Annotated in this window: 17 protein-coding genes; 15 read left to right on the forward strand and 2 right to left on the reverse strand. The window is 66.3% G+C overall.

Annotation, left to right across the window (positions count from 1 at the left end):
* Positions 1-197: 197 nt before the first annotated feature.
* Positions 198-1673, forward strand: a complete 1476-nt coding sequence (locus tag J5474_RS00350; RefSeq protein ID WP_209358363.1) for a replicative DNA helicase — start codon at positions 198-200, stop codon at positions 1671-1673.
* 181 nt (positions 1674-1854) lie between these two features.
* Here J5474_RS00350 and J5474_RS00355 read toward each other — a convergent pair whose 3' ends face one another.
* The gene (locus J5474_RS00355; protein WP_209358364.1) at positions 1855-2622 is read right to left on the reverse strand and encodes an adenosylcobinamide-GDP ribazoletransferase; all 768 of its coding nucleotides are present in this window, start codon (positions 2620-2622) and stop codon (positions 1855-1857) included.
* A 149-nt stretch (positions 2623-2771) separates the two neighbouring features.
* On the opposite strand from J5474_RS00355, the gene alr reads away from it, so the two are divergent.
* From alr to J5474_RS00415, 12 genes are all read left to right on the forward strand, one after another.
* Positions 2772-3809, forward strand: a complete 1038-nt coding sequence (gene alr / locus J5474_RS00360; protein ID WP_209358365.1) for an alanine racemase — start codon at positions 2772-2774, stop codon at positions 3807-3809.
* A 49-nt stretch (positions 3810-3858) separates the two neighbouring features.
* A complete protein-coding gene (locus tag J5474_RS00365) occupies positions 3859-4593 on the forward strand; it encodes an MlaE family ABC transporter permease (RefSeq protein WP_209359465.1) in 735 nt (244 codons plus the stop codon).
* A 76-nt stretch (positions 4594-4669) separates the two neighbouring features.
* The gene (locus tag J5474_RS00370) at positions 4670-5416 is read left to right on the forward strand and encodes an ABC transporter ATP-binding protein (protein WP_209358366.1); all 747 of its coding nucleotides are present in this window, start codon (positions 4670-4672) and stop codon (positions 5414-5416) included.
* A 90-nt stretch (positions 5417-5506) separates the two neighbouring features.
* Positions 5507-5893 (forward strand): hypothetical protein, encoded by a 387-nt coding sequence (locus J5474_RS00375; RefSeq protein ID WP_209358367.1) that lies wholly within the window; start codon positions 5507-5509, stop codon positions 5891-5893.
* A 68-nt stretch (positions 5894-5961) separates the two neighbouring features.
* Positions 5962-6432, forward strand: a complete 471-nt coding sequence (locus tag J5474_RS00380; RefSeq protein WP_209359466.1) for a paraquat-inducible protein A — start codon at positions 5962-5964, stop codon at positions 6430-6432.
* A gap of 199 nt (positions 6433-6631) precedes the next feature.
* Positions 6632-7999 (forward strand): DNA repair protein RadA, encoded by a 1368-nt coding sequence (radA, locus tag J5474_RS00385; protein WP_209358368.1) that lies wholly within the window; start codon positions 6632-6634, stop codon positions 7997-7999.
* Positions 8000-8062: 63 nt separating this feature from the next.
* Complete coding sequence (locus J5474_RS00390) at positions 8063-8623, forward strand: CvpA family protein (RefSeq protein ID WP_209358369.1); 561 nt, start codon at positions 8063-8065, stop codon at positions 8621-8623.
* Positions 8624-8912: 289 nt separating this feature from the next.
* Positions 8913-10391, forward strand: coding sequence for an amidophosphoribosyltransferase (gene purF / locus J5474_RS00395; RefSeq protein WP_209358370.1), 1479 nt, complete (start codon positions 8913-8915; stop codon positions 10389-10391).
* A 13-nt stretch (positions 10392-10404) separates the two neighbouring features.
* A complete protein-coding gene (locus J5474_RS00400; protein WP_209358371.1) occupies positions 10405-10683 on the forward strand; it encodes a hypothetical protein in 279 nt (92 codons plus the stop codon).
* On the forward strand, positions 10680-11225 hold the full coding sequence (locus tag J5474_RS00405) for a DUF2199 domain-containing protein (RefSeq protein WP_209358372.1): 546 nt from the start codon (positions 10680-10682) through the stop codon (positions 11223-11225). The genes J5474_RS00400 and J5474_RS00405 overlap by 4 nt, the downstream gene beginning before the upstream one ends.
* Positions 11226-11514: 289 nt before the next feature.
* Positions 11515-11775: an amidophosphoribosyltransferase gene (locus tag J5474_RS00410; RefSeq protein WP_209358373.1), complete on the forward strand. Its 261-nt coding sequence runs from the start codon at positions 11515-11517 to the stop codon at positions 11773-11775.
* Positions 11776-11967: 192 nt separating this feature from the next.
* On the forward strand, positions 11968-12612 hold the full coding sequence (locus J5474_RS00415; RefSeq protein ID WP_209358374.1) for an SDR family NAD(P)-dependent oxidoreductase: 645 nt from the start codon (positions 11968-11970) through the stop codon (positions 12610-12612).
* Between the two features lie 94 nt (positions 12613-12706).
* Here the strand turns inward: J5474_RS00415 and J5474_RS22955 are convergent, their stop codons facing one another.
* Positions 12707-12835, reverse strand: coding sequence for a hypothetical protein (locus J5474_RS22955; RefSeq protein WP_280842478.1), 129 nt, complete (start codon positions 12833-12835; stop codon positions 12707-12709).
* Between the two features lie 524 nt (positions 12836-13359).
* On the opposite strand from J5474_RS22955, the gene surE reads away from it, so the two are divergent.
* Positions 13360-14166 (forward strand): 5'/3'-nucleotidase SurE, encoded by an 807-nt coding sequence (surE, locus tag J5474_RS00420; protein WP_209358375.1) that lies wholly within the window; start codon positions 13360-13362, stop codon positions 14164-14166.
* Positions 14163-14804, forward strand: a complete 642-nt coding sequence (locus J5474_RS00425; RefSeq protein WP_209358376.1) for a protein-L-isoaspartate(D-aspartate) O-methyltransferase — start codon at positions 14163-14165, stop codon at positions 14802-14804. Before surE ends, J5474_RS00425 begins: the two co-directional genes overlap by 4 nt.
* Positions 14805-14845 lie beyond the last annotated feature (41 nt).

Raw genomic sequence — 14845 nt, forward strand, 5'->3', positions numbered from 1 at the left:
CGACGCGACGTTAATTCATCGGCGGTGCAGCGCTGCCACACCGCCCGGTCGCGCAACGCATATCTTGCGCCACCGGGCGGTTTCGTTGCAAGATGCAGTAGGACAAGCAACCGACAGCTTATCCCCAGAAACATACATTTTGCACCCCGGGCCCGCCCTCTGCTAGTCGGGCGGCCTGAGCAGATGGGGGACACGAAATGAACGAGATCGCCACGATCAACGCCACCGGAGTCGAGGTCCAGTCCGCCGACACCATGCCCCATTCGATCGAGGCCGAGCAGCAACTGCTTGGCGCGATTCTGACGGACAACGATATCTTTGACCGCATCGCCACGCTGATTCGGGCGGAGCATTTCTACGATCCCGTGCACAAGCGCATCTTCGAGATCGCCGCCGCGCGCATCGCCAAGAACAACCTCGCTTCGCCCGTCACGCTCAAGGCTTTCATGGCCGATGACGAAGGCCTGCAGGAACTGGGTGGCGCGGCCTATCTCGCGCGCCTCGCAGCCTCTGCCGTCTCGACATTTGCGGTGCGCGATTATGCGCAGATGATCTACGACCTCGCGATCCGTCGCGACCTGATCCGCCTGGGGCGCGATATTTCCGATCAGGCGGCAAAGGTCGATGTGGCCTCCGAACCGCGCGAACAGATCGTCGCCGCCGAACAGAAGCTCTACAAGCTCGCCGAACAGGGTCAGGCGGAATCGGGATTCCAGTCCTTTTTGCGCGCGGTGACGGAGGCGGTGAACGTCGCCAATGCCGCCTACCAGCGCGAGGGGGGCCTGGCGGGGATCTCCACCGGCCTGATAGACATGGACAAGAAGCTGGGCGGCCTGCACCCCTCAGACCTTCTGATCCTCGCCGGGCGCCCGTCGATGGGCAAAACCTCGCTCGCCACCAACATCGCGTTCAACGTGGCGAAAGCCTACCGCAAGGGTGCCCGGCCAGATGGCTCCACCGGCGCGCTCGAAGGCGGCGTCGTGGGCTTCTTCAGCCTTGAGATGAGCGCCGAGCAGCTGGCGGGTCGTATCCTCGCGGAAGCGTCGGAAATCTCCTCCCACAAGATCCGTCAGGGCGACATGGAGGAAGAGGAATTCCGCCGCTTCGTGCAAGCTGCAAAGGACCTTGAGGCTTGCCCGCTTTATATCGATGACACGCCCGCGCTGCCGATTTCCCAGGTTGCCGCGCGGTCGCGCCGCCTGAAGCGGACGCACGGGCTTGACCTGATCATCGTCGACTACCTCCAGCTCTTGCGCGGCACGGCGGAAAACCGCGTGCAGGAGATCGCCGAAATCTCCATGGGCCTGAAGGCCATCGCCAAGGAACTGAACATTCCCGTCATTGCTCTCTCGCAGCTGTCGCGCCAGGTCGAAAGCCGCGAGGACAAGCGTCCGCAGCTGTCTGACCTGCGGGAATCGGGGTCCATCGAGCAGGACGCCGATGTCGTCATGTTCGTGTTCCGCGAAGAATACTATGTGGAACGGGAAAAGCCGGGCGAGCACGAACTGGACAAGATGGTAGACTGGCAGGAGCGCATGGCCCGCCTGCACGCCAAGGCCGAGGTCATCATCGGCAAGCAGCGTCACGGTCCCATCGGCACGGTCGAGCTGTCGTTCGAATCGCAATTCACCCGCTTTGGCAACCTCGTCAAACCCTGGCAGCAGGGCGAGTGAGGGCTTCCGATCCGCCCGCGCGCGCCCCGCTCACAGGCTCCGACAGCGCGCAACGCGCCCGTTCACGGCGCGCAGGGGGCTCTGCACCCGCCCTTCGGGCCTCCCCCGGGAGTATTCTCCCGAGAAGAAGAAGCGGAGGCACAGGCCCTTGTGTCGGAACGGGCGGCGGACTGGTGACAGGTCACAGCACGGCCATGATCCCGACAAGAGCGCCAAGTTCCGCCGTGATCTGCACCCAGGCCAGTCCCTCGCGGGTGTAGCCACCGTAGCGGCGCACCATCGTCGAGCGCGCAAGCTGCCCGGCCACCACCGCGCCCGTCGCAGCACCCACAACCGCGGCCGCCCCGACCAGTGCAAGGGGCAGCAGCGCGGTCAGTGTCTCCACCAGCCCGACCCGGTAGCAATCGCTCGCCACGTCGAAGACCCGCGCCCGCATTCCCTGCCGTCGTGCGCCCAGCGTCGTCGCCAGAACATGCACCCGCGCCATGCCACCAAACGCGCCCGCGGCAAGCAGCGCTGCAATCGCCTGCGCAGGCGCCAGTGCCACCAGCAGAGCGACCTGCAGCGCCAGTGCGAGGCCCACCGCCAACATCCCCGCACCTTCCGGCCCGCGTCCCGGCGTGCGGCGCTGATCAAGCCGTGCCGATCCCCCCGCCACCAGGGTGTCGACCATGCGGCCGAAACCCAGCAACGCGCGGCCCTCTGTCAACGCCAGCGCAATCGCAAGGCCCAGAACCACGGCGGCAGCCTGTGGCAACATCAGCGCGGTGCCCCAGATCACCGCCCCGGTAACGGCGGCCAGCGTCGCGCCTGCCAGTGGCGCGTGGCGCAGGGCGCGCACCACCAGATCGTCGGAGGCCCCAAGCCCCGCCCGTACCGGCGTACCCCGCCGCGCCCGCGCCAGCGCCAGCCCGAACAGCTCAACCTGCAACCGCAATCCGTCCGTCATGCCGCCAGCCTACCTCACCCCGGTTAACCAATCGCGGATGACCGCCGCCCGTGCCCGCGACCCATGCCCGCGACCCATGCCCGCCGACCACCCGCCGCGCCGGCGATTTCCCTCTTGACCCCCGCCCTCATCCTGCCAAAGGAAGGGGCATGGCACAGGCAAAACTGACAATCGACCTCGACGCGCTTTGCGCCAACTGGCGCAGCCTCGACGCCCTTTCCCAGACGGAGACCGCCGCCGTGGTCAAGGCCGACGCCTACGGGCTGGGCGCCGACCGCGTCGCCCCCGCGCTGGCCGGGGCCGGAGCGCGCACCTTCTTCGTTGCGCTGGCCGAGGAAGGCGCGAAACTGCGCCGCATCCTCGGACCGGGACCGGAAATCTGTGTCCTCGGCGGTCATATGCGCGGCGATATTGCAGCGATCCGCGAGGCTCGGCTGATCCCGATGATCAACTCCATCGACCAGATGCTGTGCCATGTGGAGGGCCTGCCGGGTCATCCGTTCGGCATCCAGCTCGATTCGGGGATGAACCGGCTTGGCATGGAGCCCGCCGAATGGTCGGCCCTGCGCGATATCGCGCTGGCACAGAAACCCTTTCTCGTGATGTCGCACCTCGCCTGCGCCGACGAACCCGATCACGCCATGAACCGCCGCCAGCTCGACGCCTTTCGGGCGATGACCGACGGCATAGACGCGCCTCGTTCGCTTTCCGCCACCGGCGGCATTTTGCTGGGCGATCACTATCACTTCGACATGACGCGCCCGGGCATCGGGCTTTATGGTGGCCGCCCCTTTGCGGAGGCCCGCCACGTGGTGACCCTGCGGATTCCCGTGATCCAGACGCGCGAGGTCCAGACCGGCGAAACCGTGGGCTACGGCAACACATGGACCGCCGAGCGGCCGACCCGCGTCGCCACTATCGCAGCGGGCTACGCAGACGGCATCCACCGCGCAATGGGACCGCAGGCATATGTCGGGATCGGCGATGCGCCTGCCAAGATCCTTGGCAGGATTTCCATGGACCTGATCGCCGTCGACCTGACCGGGATCGAGGGCACGCCGGACAGCGTCGAACTCCTCGGTCCGCATCAGGGCGTCGATACGCTGGCCGACTGGGCCGGGACCATCGGCTACGAGGTGCTGACCAACCTCGGCCCGCGCTACGCCCGCCACTACATCGGCGGCTGAGGTGACACCGGCGACTCCCCTCGGCGCAACCGGCCGCGCAACGCTTGGCATGCTCGCCGCCGTGGGGCGCGTGGCGCTCTTTGCCGCGCGCGCGGTCAGCCATATCCTGCGCCCCCCCTTCTACCCGCGAGAAATCGCACTGGCGCTGCTGAACATCGGCTGGCTCTCGCTGCCGGTGGTGGGGCTGACGGCCGTGTTTACCGGGGCCGCACTGGCGCTGCAGATCTACTCTGGCGGTGCGCGTTTCAACGCCGAAGCCGTGGTGCCGCAGATCGTCGCAATCGGCATGGTCCGCGAACTGGGTCCGGTGCTGGTCGGCCTGATGATCGCCGCCCGCGTCACGTCGAGCATTGCGGCCGAAATCGCGACCATGAAGGTGACCGAGCAGATCGACGCGCTGGTGACATTGTCCACCAACCCGATGAAATACCTCGTCGTGCCGCGCGTGCTGGCCGCGCTGGCGGTGGTTCCGGCACTGGTGGCGGTGGGCGACGTCATCGGTATCTTCGGCGGCTGGGCGGTGGCGACGGGTTCCCTGAACTTCAACCCCGCCGCGTATCTCAAGAACACCGTCGACTTCCTCGAACCGCTCGACGTCATCTCCTCTCTGGTGAAGGGATGTGCCTTCGGCGGCATTGCCGCGACCATGGGCTGCTACTTTGGAATGAATTCGGGGCGCGGTGCGCAGGGCGTGGGCCGCGCCACGAAATCCTCTGTCGAAGCCGCCGCCATCCTCATCCTCGCCGCCAACTTCCTGCTGACGGGGGCGTTTTTCTCGCTATGATCCGCCGCCGCTGCTTTTCTGTTTCACAACTCCTTTTGCCAGAGGCGTCGTCCGTCCCCCGCACCGGAGAGCGGTCATGATCTCCCTTGCTGGCGTCACGAAATCCTTCGGGGACAACCACGTCCTGCAAGGCATCGATCTCGAGATCGCGCGCGGCTCCTCCATGGTGATCATCGGTGGCTCCGGTTCCGGCAAATCGGTGCTGCTGAAATGTATCCTCGGCCTTGTCTGGCCTGACGCAGGGACAATCATGCTCGACGGGCAGAACGTGACGACGCAGGATCGCGACGCCTTTCTCGCCCGCTTCGGGATGCTTTTTCAGGGCGGTGCGCTTTTTGATTCGCTTCCCGTCTGGCAAAACGTCGCCTTCCGCCTGCTGCGCGGATCACTGAAACGCCCGGCAGAGGAAGCCCGCGCCATCGCACTCGAAAAACTCCGCCGCGTCGGGCTGATGCCGGAGGTGGCGGACCGCTTTCCGGCCGAACTGTCGGGCGGGATGCAGAAACGCGTCGGGCTGGCGCGCGCCATAGCCGCCGAACCCGAGATCATCTTTTTCGACGAACCGACCACGGGGCTGGACCCGATCATGGCGGGCGTTATCAACGACCTGATCCGCGAAATCGTGACCGAGATGGGGGCGACCGCCATGACCATCACGCACGACATGACCTCTGTCCGGGCCATCGCGGACAATGTCGCCATGCTGCACGCCGGCCGCATCCGCTGGACCGGCCCTGTCGATCAGCTCGACACCTCTGGCGATCCATACGTGACCCAGTTCATTACCGGCTCCCCGCATGGCCCGATCGCGGCGGTGCGCTGACCCGCATTGCCACCCGCGCCCCCGCCATGGCATCAGAACCGGCATATTGAACGAGCCATCACCGCTACCCGCACCGGGCAGGAGACGCCGATGAACACCCTCTTTCAGCCGCCACCCGAAGTGATGGCGTTCCTCTTCCTGAAGAAGTTCGTCTACCTCGAAGGTCTCGCCGTGCTTGCGCTGCTCCGCGTGATCGTCGGTGGCGGCATCGCGCGCTGGCCCGCGCTGGTGGCGCTGATTTTCTCGCTGGCGGGCATTGCGACCACCTTTGCCCCGGCGCTTGGCTGGACAAACAGCCCGGTCTACGCCTCCGCCGCGCAGATCATGGCGGTAAAGGGCGGCATGGCGGCGCTTCTCGTGGCGTCCACCGCCTTCCTGACCTCTTCCTTCACCCCGAATGCACGCTGGCGCGTCCTTGACGCGGCGCACATCCTGCTGCTGGCCGCGCTCGTGGGTCTATGGTGGTGGACCAGCTGAGGACCGCGCGGGAGGCCGCCGGGACACGCCCCCTTGCGCCCGGCGGCCCCATCCCCGATCTCTCTCCCATGCGCTGGCTCAACCTCTCCTTCCTGCTGCTCTACCCGCTGTCATGGTTCGCGCCGCTGATGCGGGCGGGGTTGCTGCCGCTCTTCGGTATGTCCGAGATCTCCGTCATTTCGGGCCTCCGGGCGCTCTGGGACGCTGACGTCTTCCTGGCGCTGGTCGTCGCCGTTTTCGCGCTTGTCGCACCGATCCTGAAGACACTGGGCCTCGCGCTGGTTCAGTTTCGCCTGGCTGACCGGCGCGCCCTGCCCGCGATCAACCTCATGGGCAAGTTCGCCATGGCCGACATCTTTCTGATTGCGCTCTACGTGACGCTGGCCAAGGGCCTCGGCGTAGGTCGGGTGGAGACCGCATGGGGTCTCTATCTCTTCACCGCGCTTATCCTTGGCTCCGTGGTGCTAAGTACCCTCGAAGCCCGCCCCGGCAAACACGGCAGACCTCGGGGCTCCGCCCCGGACCCCGGAAGTATGTGAGCCAGGAAGACGCGAAAGGCCCGCTCCTTTCGGCACTGGTTCGGGGATACCCCGGGGATGGTCCGGCAAGTGGGTGGGTCTCCCCCTGATGCACGTCCCATGCTGGCACAAGGCCGCTCGCGCAAGGCCCGCGTTTCCTTTCCCGCCGATCCCGTCTAAACCCGACCACCGAACGTCCCGATCAACCCGAGGAGCTTCCATGGCCAAGGCCGCCCCCCGTTACGTCTGCCAGAAGTGCGGCGCTGCCGGTTCCAAATGGTCCGGGCGCTGCGATGCCTGCGGCGAATGGAATTCCATCGTCGAGGAAACGCCGCTGGCGCAGGGTCCGGCGGGCAAGAGCCTCGGGCAGAGCCGGGGCCGGAAGCTGGTGTTGTCGGACCTGTCCTCAAAAGAAGCACCGCCGCCGCGCACCGCCTGCAAGATCGATGAACTCGACCGCGTTCTTGGCGGCGGGCTGGTGCCCGCCTCCGCCGTGCTGGTGGGCGGCGACCCCGGCATCGGAAAATCCACCTTGCTTTTGCAGGCGGCGGCCGCCTTTGCCCGCGCGGGGCTGAAGGTCGTCTATATCTCGGGCGAGGAGGCATCGGCGCAGGTGCGGCTGCGCGCGCAGCGGCTGAACCTTGCGGACGCACCGGTGAAGCTCGCCACGGAAACCAATCTGCGCGACATCCTCACCACGCTCGACGAGGTCAAGCCCGACCTCGCCATCATCGATTCGATCCAGACCATGTGGGCCGACAACGTCGACAGCGCGCCCGGCTCCGTCTCTCAGGTGCGGGCCGCAGCGCATGAGCTGACCGCCTTTGCAAAGCGGCGCGGCGCTGCCGTGATCCTCGTCGGTCATGTCACGAAGGAGGGCAATCTCGCCGGCCCCCGCGTGGTGGAACACATGGTCGATACGGTGCTGTATTTCGAGGGCGAGCGCGGCCATCAGTTCCGCATCCTGCGCTCGGTGAAGAACCGTTTTGGTCCGGCCGACGAGATCGGCGTGTTCGAGATGACCGGCGGCGGGCTGGCCGAGGTCTCGAACCCTTCGGCGCTGTTTCTGGCTGAACGCGGTGCGCCCGCGCCCGGCGCGGTGGTGTTTTCCGGCATCGAGGGCACGCGCCCGGTGCTGACCGAATTTCAGGCGCTCGTGGCGCCCTCGCCGCATTCCCAGCCGCGCCGCTCCGTGGTCGGCTGGGACGGATCGCGGCTGGCGATGATCCTCGCGGTGCTCGAATCGCGCTGCGGCATCCCATTTGCCGGGCTCGACGTCTACCTCAACGTGGCGGGCGGGATGCGCGTGGGCGAACCGGCGGCCGATCTGGCTGTGGCGGCTGCGCTACTTTCCGCGCGTGAGGACGCTCCTCTACCCCCGGAGACTGTCGTTTTCGGAGAAATCAGCCTATCAGGGGCGCTAAGACCCGTCGGACAGACCGAAAACCGCTTGAAGGAAGCGGCCAAACTTGGTTTCTCCACGGCGATCCTGCCCTCGGGCGGCAAGGCGCGCGGCTCGAAGGCCATGAAGCTCACACAGATGAGTGACCTTGCCTCCTTCGTGGGCGAGGTCTTCGGCGCCGGGTGACCGCGCGACCCGCGGGTTAGGCAATGGCCTGAACAGGCAAACTTGAGGCGAAAGGCAGCGCTCATGGAAGGTTTCACGATCGTCGACGGTGTGGTCGGACTGGTCATCGTCATGTCGGCCCTGCTGGCCTATTCCCGCGGCCTCGTGCGCGAGGTCATGGCGATTGTCGGCTGGATCGCGGCGGCGATCCTGGCCTTCATGTTTGCCGATCAGGTGCAGCCGCTGGTCAAGGAAGCGCCGGTCATCGGTGAATTCCTCGCCGACAGCTGCGAATTGTCGGTCATCGCCGCCTTTGCCGCGGTCTTTACCGTAGCGCTTCTTGTCGTGTCGCTTTTCACGCCGCTGTTTTCCTCGATGATCCATCGGTCCGCGCTGGGGGCCTTCGATCAGGCGCTTGGGTTCTTCTTTGGCGTGGCGCGCGGCATCCTGCTCGTGGCGATCGGGTTCTTCGTCTACCAGACGGTAATCACCGCGCAGGACATCCCCATGATCAACGACTCGCGCTCCGCCGCCGTGTTCAGCCAGTTCACCGGCAAGATCGAGGACCAGAACCCCGAGCAGGCGCTTGGCTGGATCACCGCGCAGTACGAGCAGCTTGTCGGCGTCTGCGACGCACCGACCTGAGGCGTTGTGGCAGCGACACGAGGAAGGGGCCAGCGCGGCCCCTTTTTTCATGGCTCCTGTCGGGGCATCGCTACCGCCTGGCGTCCCGCTCCCCGCAAGCAGCAGCAAAGCCCCCACCGCCCGCAGGTCCGGGCCGGCGTTTTTCCCGGCAGCGCAACCGCTTCGCGCCGCTCACCGCCCATATGCGCGGCATATCCGCTTCTCACGCATAGTTTTGTGATCCTTCCGTGACACACCGCGCTTAACAGCTTATGTGGGCTTCAAACTGCCCCGGAATCGGAGACCCCCCTTGTCCGAACCCCGCTTTTTTGCTGCCACCCCCCATGACGCCGCCGGTGACACCCTGCACGAAGAATGTGGCGTCTTCGGTGTGGTCGGCGTGACCGACGCCGCCAACTTCGTCGCCCTCGGCCTGCACGCACTGCAGCACCGTGGCCAGGAGGCGGGCGGTATCGTCTCCTACCACCCGGAGGAAGGCTTCAACTCCGCGCGCCGCTTCGGCTATGTACGCGACAATTTCACCAAGCAATCGTTGATGGAAACGCTACCCGGCGCTCTCTCCATCGGCCACGTGCGTTATTCCACTGCCGGATCGAAGGGCGCTGCCATCCGCGACGTGCAGCCCTTCTTTGGCGAGTTTTCCATGGGCGGCGCGGCGATCGCCCACAATGGCAACATCACCAACGCCAATGCGCTCCGACGCGAGCTGATCGAGCGCGGTTCGATATTTCAATCCTCCTCCGATTCGGAATGCATCATCCATCTGATGGCCCGGTCGCTGCAGCGCGACATCCCTTCCCGGATGGAGGACGCCCTGCGGCGGGTCGAGGGCGCGTTCTCCGTTGTCGCCATGACCCGGACAAAACTGATCGGCGTCCGCGACCCGCTGGGCGTGCGCCCGCTGGTTCTGGGCAAGATCGGCGAAGACGGCTGGGTGCTGTCCTCTGAGACCTGCGCGCTCGACATCATCGGGGCCGAATTCATCCGTGAAATCGAACCCGGCGAAATGGTCGTCATTACCGCAACGGACGGCGTGGAATCCTCCCACCCCTTCCGCAAGGCGCCGTCGAAATTCTGCATCTTTGAACACGTCTATTTCTCGCGCCCCGATTCGATCATCGGTGGGCGGTCGGTCTACGAAACCCGCCGCCAGATCGGCGTGGAACTGGCGCGTGAGGCGCCGGTTGAGGCCGATCTCGTCTGTGCCGTGCCCGACAGCGGCACGCCCGCCGCCATTGGCTTTGCCCACGAAAGCGGCATCCCCTTCGGCATGGGCATCATCCGCAACCAGTACATGGGCCGGACCTTCATCGAACCGACCGAACAGATCCGCAACATGGGCGTGCGCCTGAAGCTGAACGTCAACCGCGCGCTGATCCGGGGCAAGAAGGTCATCCTTGTGGACGACTCGGTTGTCCGGGGAACGACGAGCCGCAAGATCAAGGAGATGATCCTCGACGCAGGCGCGGCGGAAGTGCACTTCCGCATCGCCTCCCCGCCGACGGCCTGGCCTTGTTTCTACGGGGTCGATACGCCGCAGCGCGACAAGCTGCTCGCCGCCACCATGTCGGAGGACGAGATGCGCCACCACCTCGGCGTCGACTCACTGAAGTTCATCTCTCTCGACGGACTTTATCGTGCCGTGGGCGAAGCGGAGGGGCGCAAGTCCTCCTGCCCGCAATACTGCGACGCGTGCTTCTCCGGCGAATATCCGGTGGTTCCGGCGGACAAGATCGAGGAAGGCTTCCAGATGAAGGCCGCCGAGTAGCGGGGCGCGCGGGATGGCGAAACTCTGGACAGATGCGGAATATGCCATCACCAACCACCTCTACGAAGAGGCCCTGACCCGCCGCGCCCAGGGTCTTCCCGTTTCCCGGGCCGACCTCGTCGGAGCTTGCAAGCGCAAGACCGGGCGCAGCGAGGATGCATCCTGCCTCATGCATTTCGGCAACATGTCGGCGGCGCGCGCGGCCCTCGGTCTGCAGACCCTGCCCGAGCTCCCGCCGCTGGCCAATTACCCGAAGAAACTCATGCGCTTCCTGGAAAGTCTGCACCCATGAACCTGCTCGACCTCGACGCCCGCTGGAAGCGTTTCAACGACCCCGACCGCGCCTGCCCCTGTTGCGGAAAGCACTTTTCGGGTGTCTTCGACATCGGTTTCGAGGAACCGCAGGACTGGCCGCACGGCCCCCGCACCTCCGAAGACATGGCCATGGGCGACGACCGTTTGACCCCGGACCTCTGCCGTCTCATGGGGCGCTACTTCCTGCGTGCCACTTTGCCACTGCCCCTGCGCGGCGCAGATGAAACCTTCCACTTCGGCCTCTGGGTCGAGGTCGACCGCGCCACGCTGCACGCTTACATCGACACGATGGAGGAGGGCGCGCCTTTCTCGGGCTACGGCCTGACGGCCAATGATCTGCCGGGCTTCGACGGCGACGCCATGCCCGTCCGGCTGACCAGTACAGGCCCCGAACGCCCCACCGCCTCCGCGATTCAAGGTCCGCTGGAACAGGCGCAGACCGAAGGCCTCTCCTTTGACGATCTGCTCGACATCTACGCGGCCTCCGGGCAGGACATCCGCCCTCACCTTACCACCTGAACTGCCCCCCGAAGCACCACCCTGCTCAGGCAAGCCACATTTTCCCACGGCACCTCATCCCTGTCAGGGTGGATGCCGGTCCGCTCAGGGAGGGATGCGAACCAGTTCGCGGGTCGGCGGGCGGGCGCCTTTGCGCGGCACGGGCAAACCGTGGTGCACGGCGACCCGGCGGTTTGGTGCCTGTCCTTCTCAGGGTCCCGGCGGATACTCGCAAAGGCGCGGACGCCGCGCTTCCCCACCCCGCGACACCGCTGTAAGGCCCCTCTTCGAACAGAGACGAGGACCAGAAATGGCTCAGGACCAGACCCCCGCGAGCGTGGCCAAGGCCGCCACCCAGACCTCCGCAGCCCCCCTGAACGGGCTCATCCTGCTGGGAACCTTTGGCGCCGACAAGCGCCCCAACGCGCTGGTGCGCACCTCCAGGGGCGAGGTCGTACAGCTCAAGATCGGTGACCGCATCGGCGCCAGCCCGATCATCGCCATCGAAACCGGCCGTCTCGCCTATGCAAGGAACGGCCGCACCACTTGGCTCACCCAGCCGGCAAACTGACGAGCGCCCCATAAGGCCGACAGCGAGCGTCCCGCGCCGCGAGGGCAGGTCGGCGCGGCACGGCTGCGGTCCTCCCGAAGCCCAACCCGACGTTATGGCCGAACTCCGGCGTAGGCTCTGGCCGAAGCCCGCTTGACGCTCCGCCGGGAAAGGGTCAAACCCGCGCGCATGACAGACGCCCGGATCCAGACCATGACCCAACCGAAGATCGCCCTCGTCACCGGCGCCTCCCGCGGCCTCGGCTATGCGCTGGCCCTCGCGCTGGCCCCCGAGTACCACATTCTCGCCGTTGCCCGCACGGTCGGCGGGTTGGAGGAGCTCGACGACGCCATCAAGGCGAAGGGCGGCGAAGCCACGCTCGCGCCCATGGACATCACCAACCGGGATGCCATGGCGCACCTCTGCCGCTCGGTTTACGACCGCTGGGGCGGCGTCGCGCTCTGGGCTCATACGGCGATCCACACCGGGCCGCTGACACCGACGTGGCAACTTGATCCGAAGGACTGGGACCGATCCGTGGCGACCAACGTGTCCGCCACCGGCCACATGATCCCCTTCGTGGCGCCGCTTCTGGGCGAAACCGGCAGCGCGCTCTTTTTTGACGACCTCAAGGGTGGCGAGAAATTCCACGGCCACTACGGTGCGACCAAGGTGGCGCAGATCGCGCTGGCGCGCTCGTGGCAGCGCGAGACCCACAAGACCGGGCCGCGGGTCCATATCCTCGAACCGCAGCCGATGGGCACCGCCCACCGCGCCCGGTTCTTCCCCGGCGAGCCCCGCGAACCTCTGGCCACCCCGCAGGCGGAGGCCGCGCGGCTGCTGGCCAGCATCGCCTGACCCACGACCCGGACCCGAGATAGACAGGGCGCGCCATCCTGCGCGCCCTTTTGCGTTCCCCCAGCCTTCATCTATCGGGGACAGCGGTTCCGGGTTAACGACGCGGGTGCGCACCCCGTTGCACGTGATCCTCGCCAAAAGCGTTGTCCGCCAGCCATGCCGCCAGCCATGCCGCCACCGGGGCGATCACCGGGGCGATCACCGGGGCGACATTCCGCTTCACCACCTTTGACCGCAACGCCCACGTCACATCATCGGGCGAACCGGCCCATCCTGGCTGTCCCCGTGGGTGACCCCGCCTAGACCGTCCCCTCGCCCGGATCGTCCGGCACATGAGCCGCCTGACAGAGGCCGCCCTGCGCCGCCACTTCGCCATTCACGCCAGGTCCGAACCGCTATCGTTTACCCGTATGGCCACCACCGCCCCTCCTCTTGCGCGTCGGTCACCCCGGCGAAGGCCACCCCATGACACCTTTGCCTCCGAATTGTTCGACGGAGCATTCTCCGCTCACGTTTCCGCGCGCACCCACCGTGAACCGGCCCGGACCCGTCCGGCGGCGTGCCTGCCCCGAGTCGCGGCTGCAACACCACCCGCGCAAGCGCCACCGCGGGCCGCCCGGAAGTCTTGCCCCCTTTCACCCCATCCCGTAGAGACATCGGGACAAGGCGAAAACCTGAAGCCCGCCAGGGCCGAAACCGTTTGAGACGGCGGGCGTCGACGGCGGCAGGACAGGAACGGGCGGGCACATGCGCATTCTCATTACCAACGACGACGGCATCAACGCCCCCGGCCTCAAGGTCCTGGAAGCGATCGCCGGCGATCTCGCCGGTCCGGATGGCGAAGTCTGGACCGTGGCCCCCGCCTTTGAACAGTCGGGCGTGGCGCATTGCATTTCCTATGCGCATCCCACCATGATCTCCGAACTTGGAACCCGCCGTTACGCCGCCGAAGGCAGCCCCGCCGATTGCGTTCTGGCGGGCGTGCATGACGTGTTGCTGGGACACCCAATCGACCTCGTGCTGTCGGGGGTGAACCGGGGCAACAACTCCGCCGAGAACGCGCTGTATTCAGGGACGCTGGGCGGTGCACTCGAGGGCGCGCTGCAGGGGCTGCGTGCCATCGCACTGTCGCAGTACCTCGGGCCGCGCAACAACCACATCGACGACCCCTTCGAGGCCGCCGCGCGCTTTGGTGCGGAAACGGTGCGCCGCGTACTGGACTTCGACGCGGCGTCCTCCGGCAACGAACCCGGCTACCGCCTGTTCTACAACGTCAATTTTCCACCCGTCCCGGCGGCCGAGGTCAAGGGCCTGAAGGCTTGCCCGCAAGGCATCCGCGAGAACACGCGGTTTTCGGTCGAAGCGCAGCTGTCGCCGTCGAAGCGGCGGTTCCTCTGGGCCAAGGGCGGCGACCAGCGCGCCCCGGTGGCCGCCGGTACCGACGCGGCCCTGAACCTGGCCGGCTGGATCTCCGTCACGCCCATGCGCGCCGACCTCACCTGCCACGCGAGTGTTTCCGCGCTGCAGGCGAGCCTCGGGACGACTGACGCATGACCTTTGACGCCGACTCCAAGATGCAATTCGTCTTTGCGCTGCGCTCCAAGGGTGTGACCGACACGGCCGTGCTTTCGGCCATGGAAAAGATCGACCGCGGGCTTTTCATCAAGGGTTATTTCGCAGAGCGTGCCTACGAGGACATGCCCCTGCCCATCGCCTGCGGACAAACGATTTCCCAGCCCTCCGTGGTGGGGTTGATGACGCAGGCCCTGCAGGTCGGGCCACGCGACAAGGTGCTGGAGGTGGGGACAGGCTCGGGCTATCAGGCCGCGATCCTCAGCCAGCTGGCCCGCCGTGTCTATACGGTGGACCGCCACAGGCGGCTGGTGACGCAGGCGCGGCGGGTGTTCGACACGCTCGAACTTGCCAATATCACGGCGTTTACCGCCGATGGCTCCTTCGGATTGCCGGATCAGGCGCCGTTCGATCGCATTCTGGTGACCGCCGCCGCCGAAGACCCCCCCGGCCCGCTCTTGGCCCAGCTGAAGATTGGCGGTATCATGGTCGTGCCGGTGGGTCAGTCCGATGCCGTGCAGCACCTTATCCGGGTGATCCGCACGGAAACGGGCTTTGACTACGAAGAAATGCGCCCGGTGCGTTTCGTGCCGCTGGTGGAAGGGCTGGGGAAGGACTGAGACCCGTCTCGGCCCCGGTATTTGGATCAGGCGTGACGCCC

The organism is Sagittula salina (assembly GCF_017813235.1).
GTDB lineage: Bacteria > Pseudomonadota > Alphaproteobacteria > Rhodobacterales > Rhodobacteraceae > Sagittula > Sagittula salina.

Coding starts and splice junctions, on each gene's coding strand:
- J5474_RS00350 (WP_209358363.1), top strand. CDS start 198: ATGAACGAGATCGCCACGATCAACGCCACCGGAGTCGAGGTCCAGTCC.
- J5474_RS00355 (WP_209358364.1), bottom strand. CDS start 2,622: ATGACGGACGGATTGCGGTTGCAGGTTGAGCTGTTCGGGCTGGCGCTG.
- alr (WP_209358365.1), top strand. CDS start 2,772: ATGGCACAGGCAAAACTGACAATCGACCTCGACGCGCTTTGCGCCAAC.
- J5474_RS00365 (WP_209359465.1), top strand. CDS start 3,859: ATGCTCGCCGCCGTGGGGCGCGTGGCGCTCTTTGCCGCGCGCGCGGTC.
- J5474_RS00370 (WP_209358366.1), top strand. CDS start 4,670: ATGATCTCCCTTGCTGGCGTCACGAAATCCTTCGGGGACAACCACGTC.
- J5474_RS00375 (WP_209358367.1), top strand. CDS start 5,507: ATGAACACCCTCTTTCAGCCGCCACCCGAAGTGATGGCGTTCCTCTTC.
- J5474_RS00380 (WP_209359466.1), top strand. CDS start 5,962: ATGCGCTGGCTCAACCTCTCCTTCCTGCTGCTCTACCCGCTGTCATGG.
- radA (WP_209358368.1), top strand. CDS start 6,632: ATGGCCAAGGCCGCCCCCCGTTACGTCTGCCAGAAGTGCGGCGCTGCC.
- J5474_RS00390 (WP_209358369.1), top strand. CDS start 8,063: ATGGAAGGTTTCACGATCGTCGACGGTGTGGTCGGACTGGTCATCGTC.
- J5474_RS00400 (WP_209358371.1), top strand. CDS start 10,405: ATGGCGAAACTCTGGACAGATGCGGAATATGCCATCACCAACCACCTC.
- J5474_RS00405 (WP_209358372.1), top strand. CDS start 10,680: ATGAACCTGCTCGACCTCGACGCCCGCTGGAAGCGTTTCAACGACCCC.
- J5474_RS00410 (WP_209358373.1), top strand. CDS start 11,515: ATGGCTCAGGACCAGACCCCCGCGAGCGTGGCCAAGGCCGCCACCCAG.
- J5474_RS00415 (WP_209358374.1), top strand. CDS start 11,968: ATGACCCAACCGAAGATCGCCCTCGTCACCGGCGCCTCCCGCGGCCTC.
- surE (WP_209358375.1), top strand. CDS start 13,360: ATGCGCATTCTCATTACCAACGACGACGGCATCAACGCCCCCGGCCTC.
- J5474_RS00425 (WP_209358376.1), top strand. CDS start 14,163: ATGACCTTTGACGCCGACTCCAAGATGCAATTCGTCTTTGCGCTGCGC.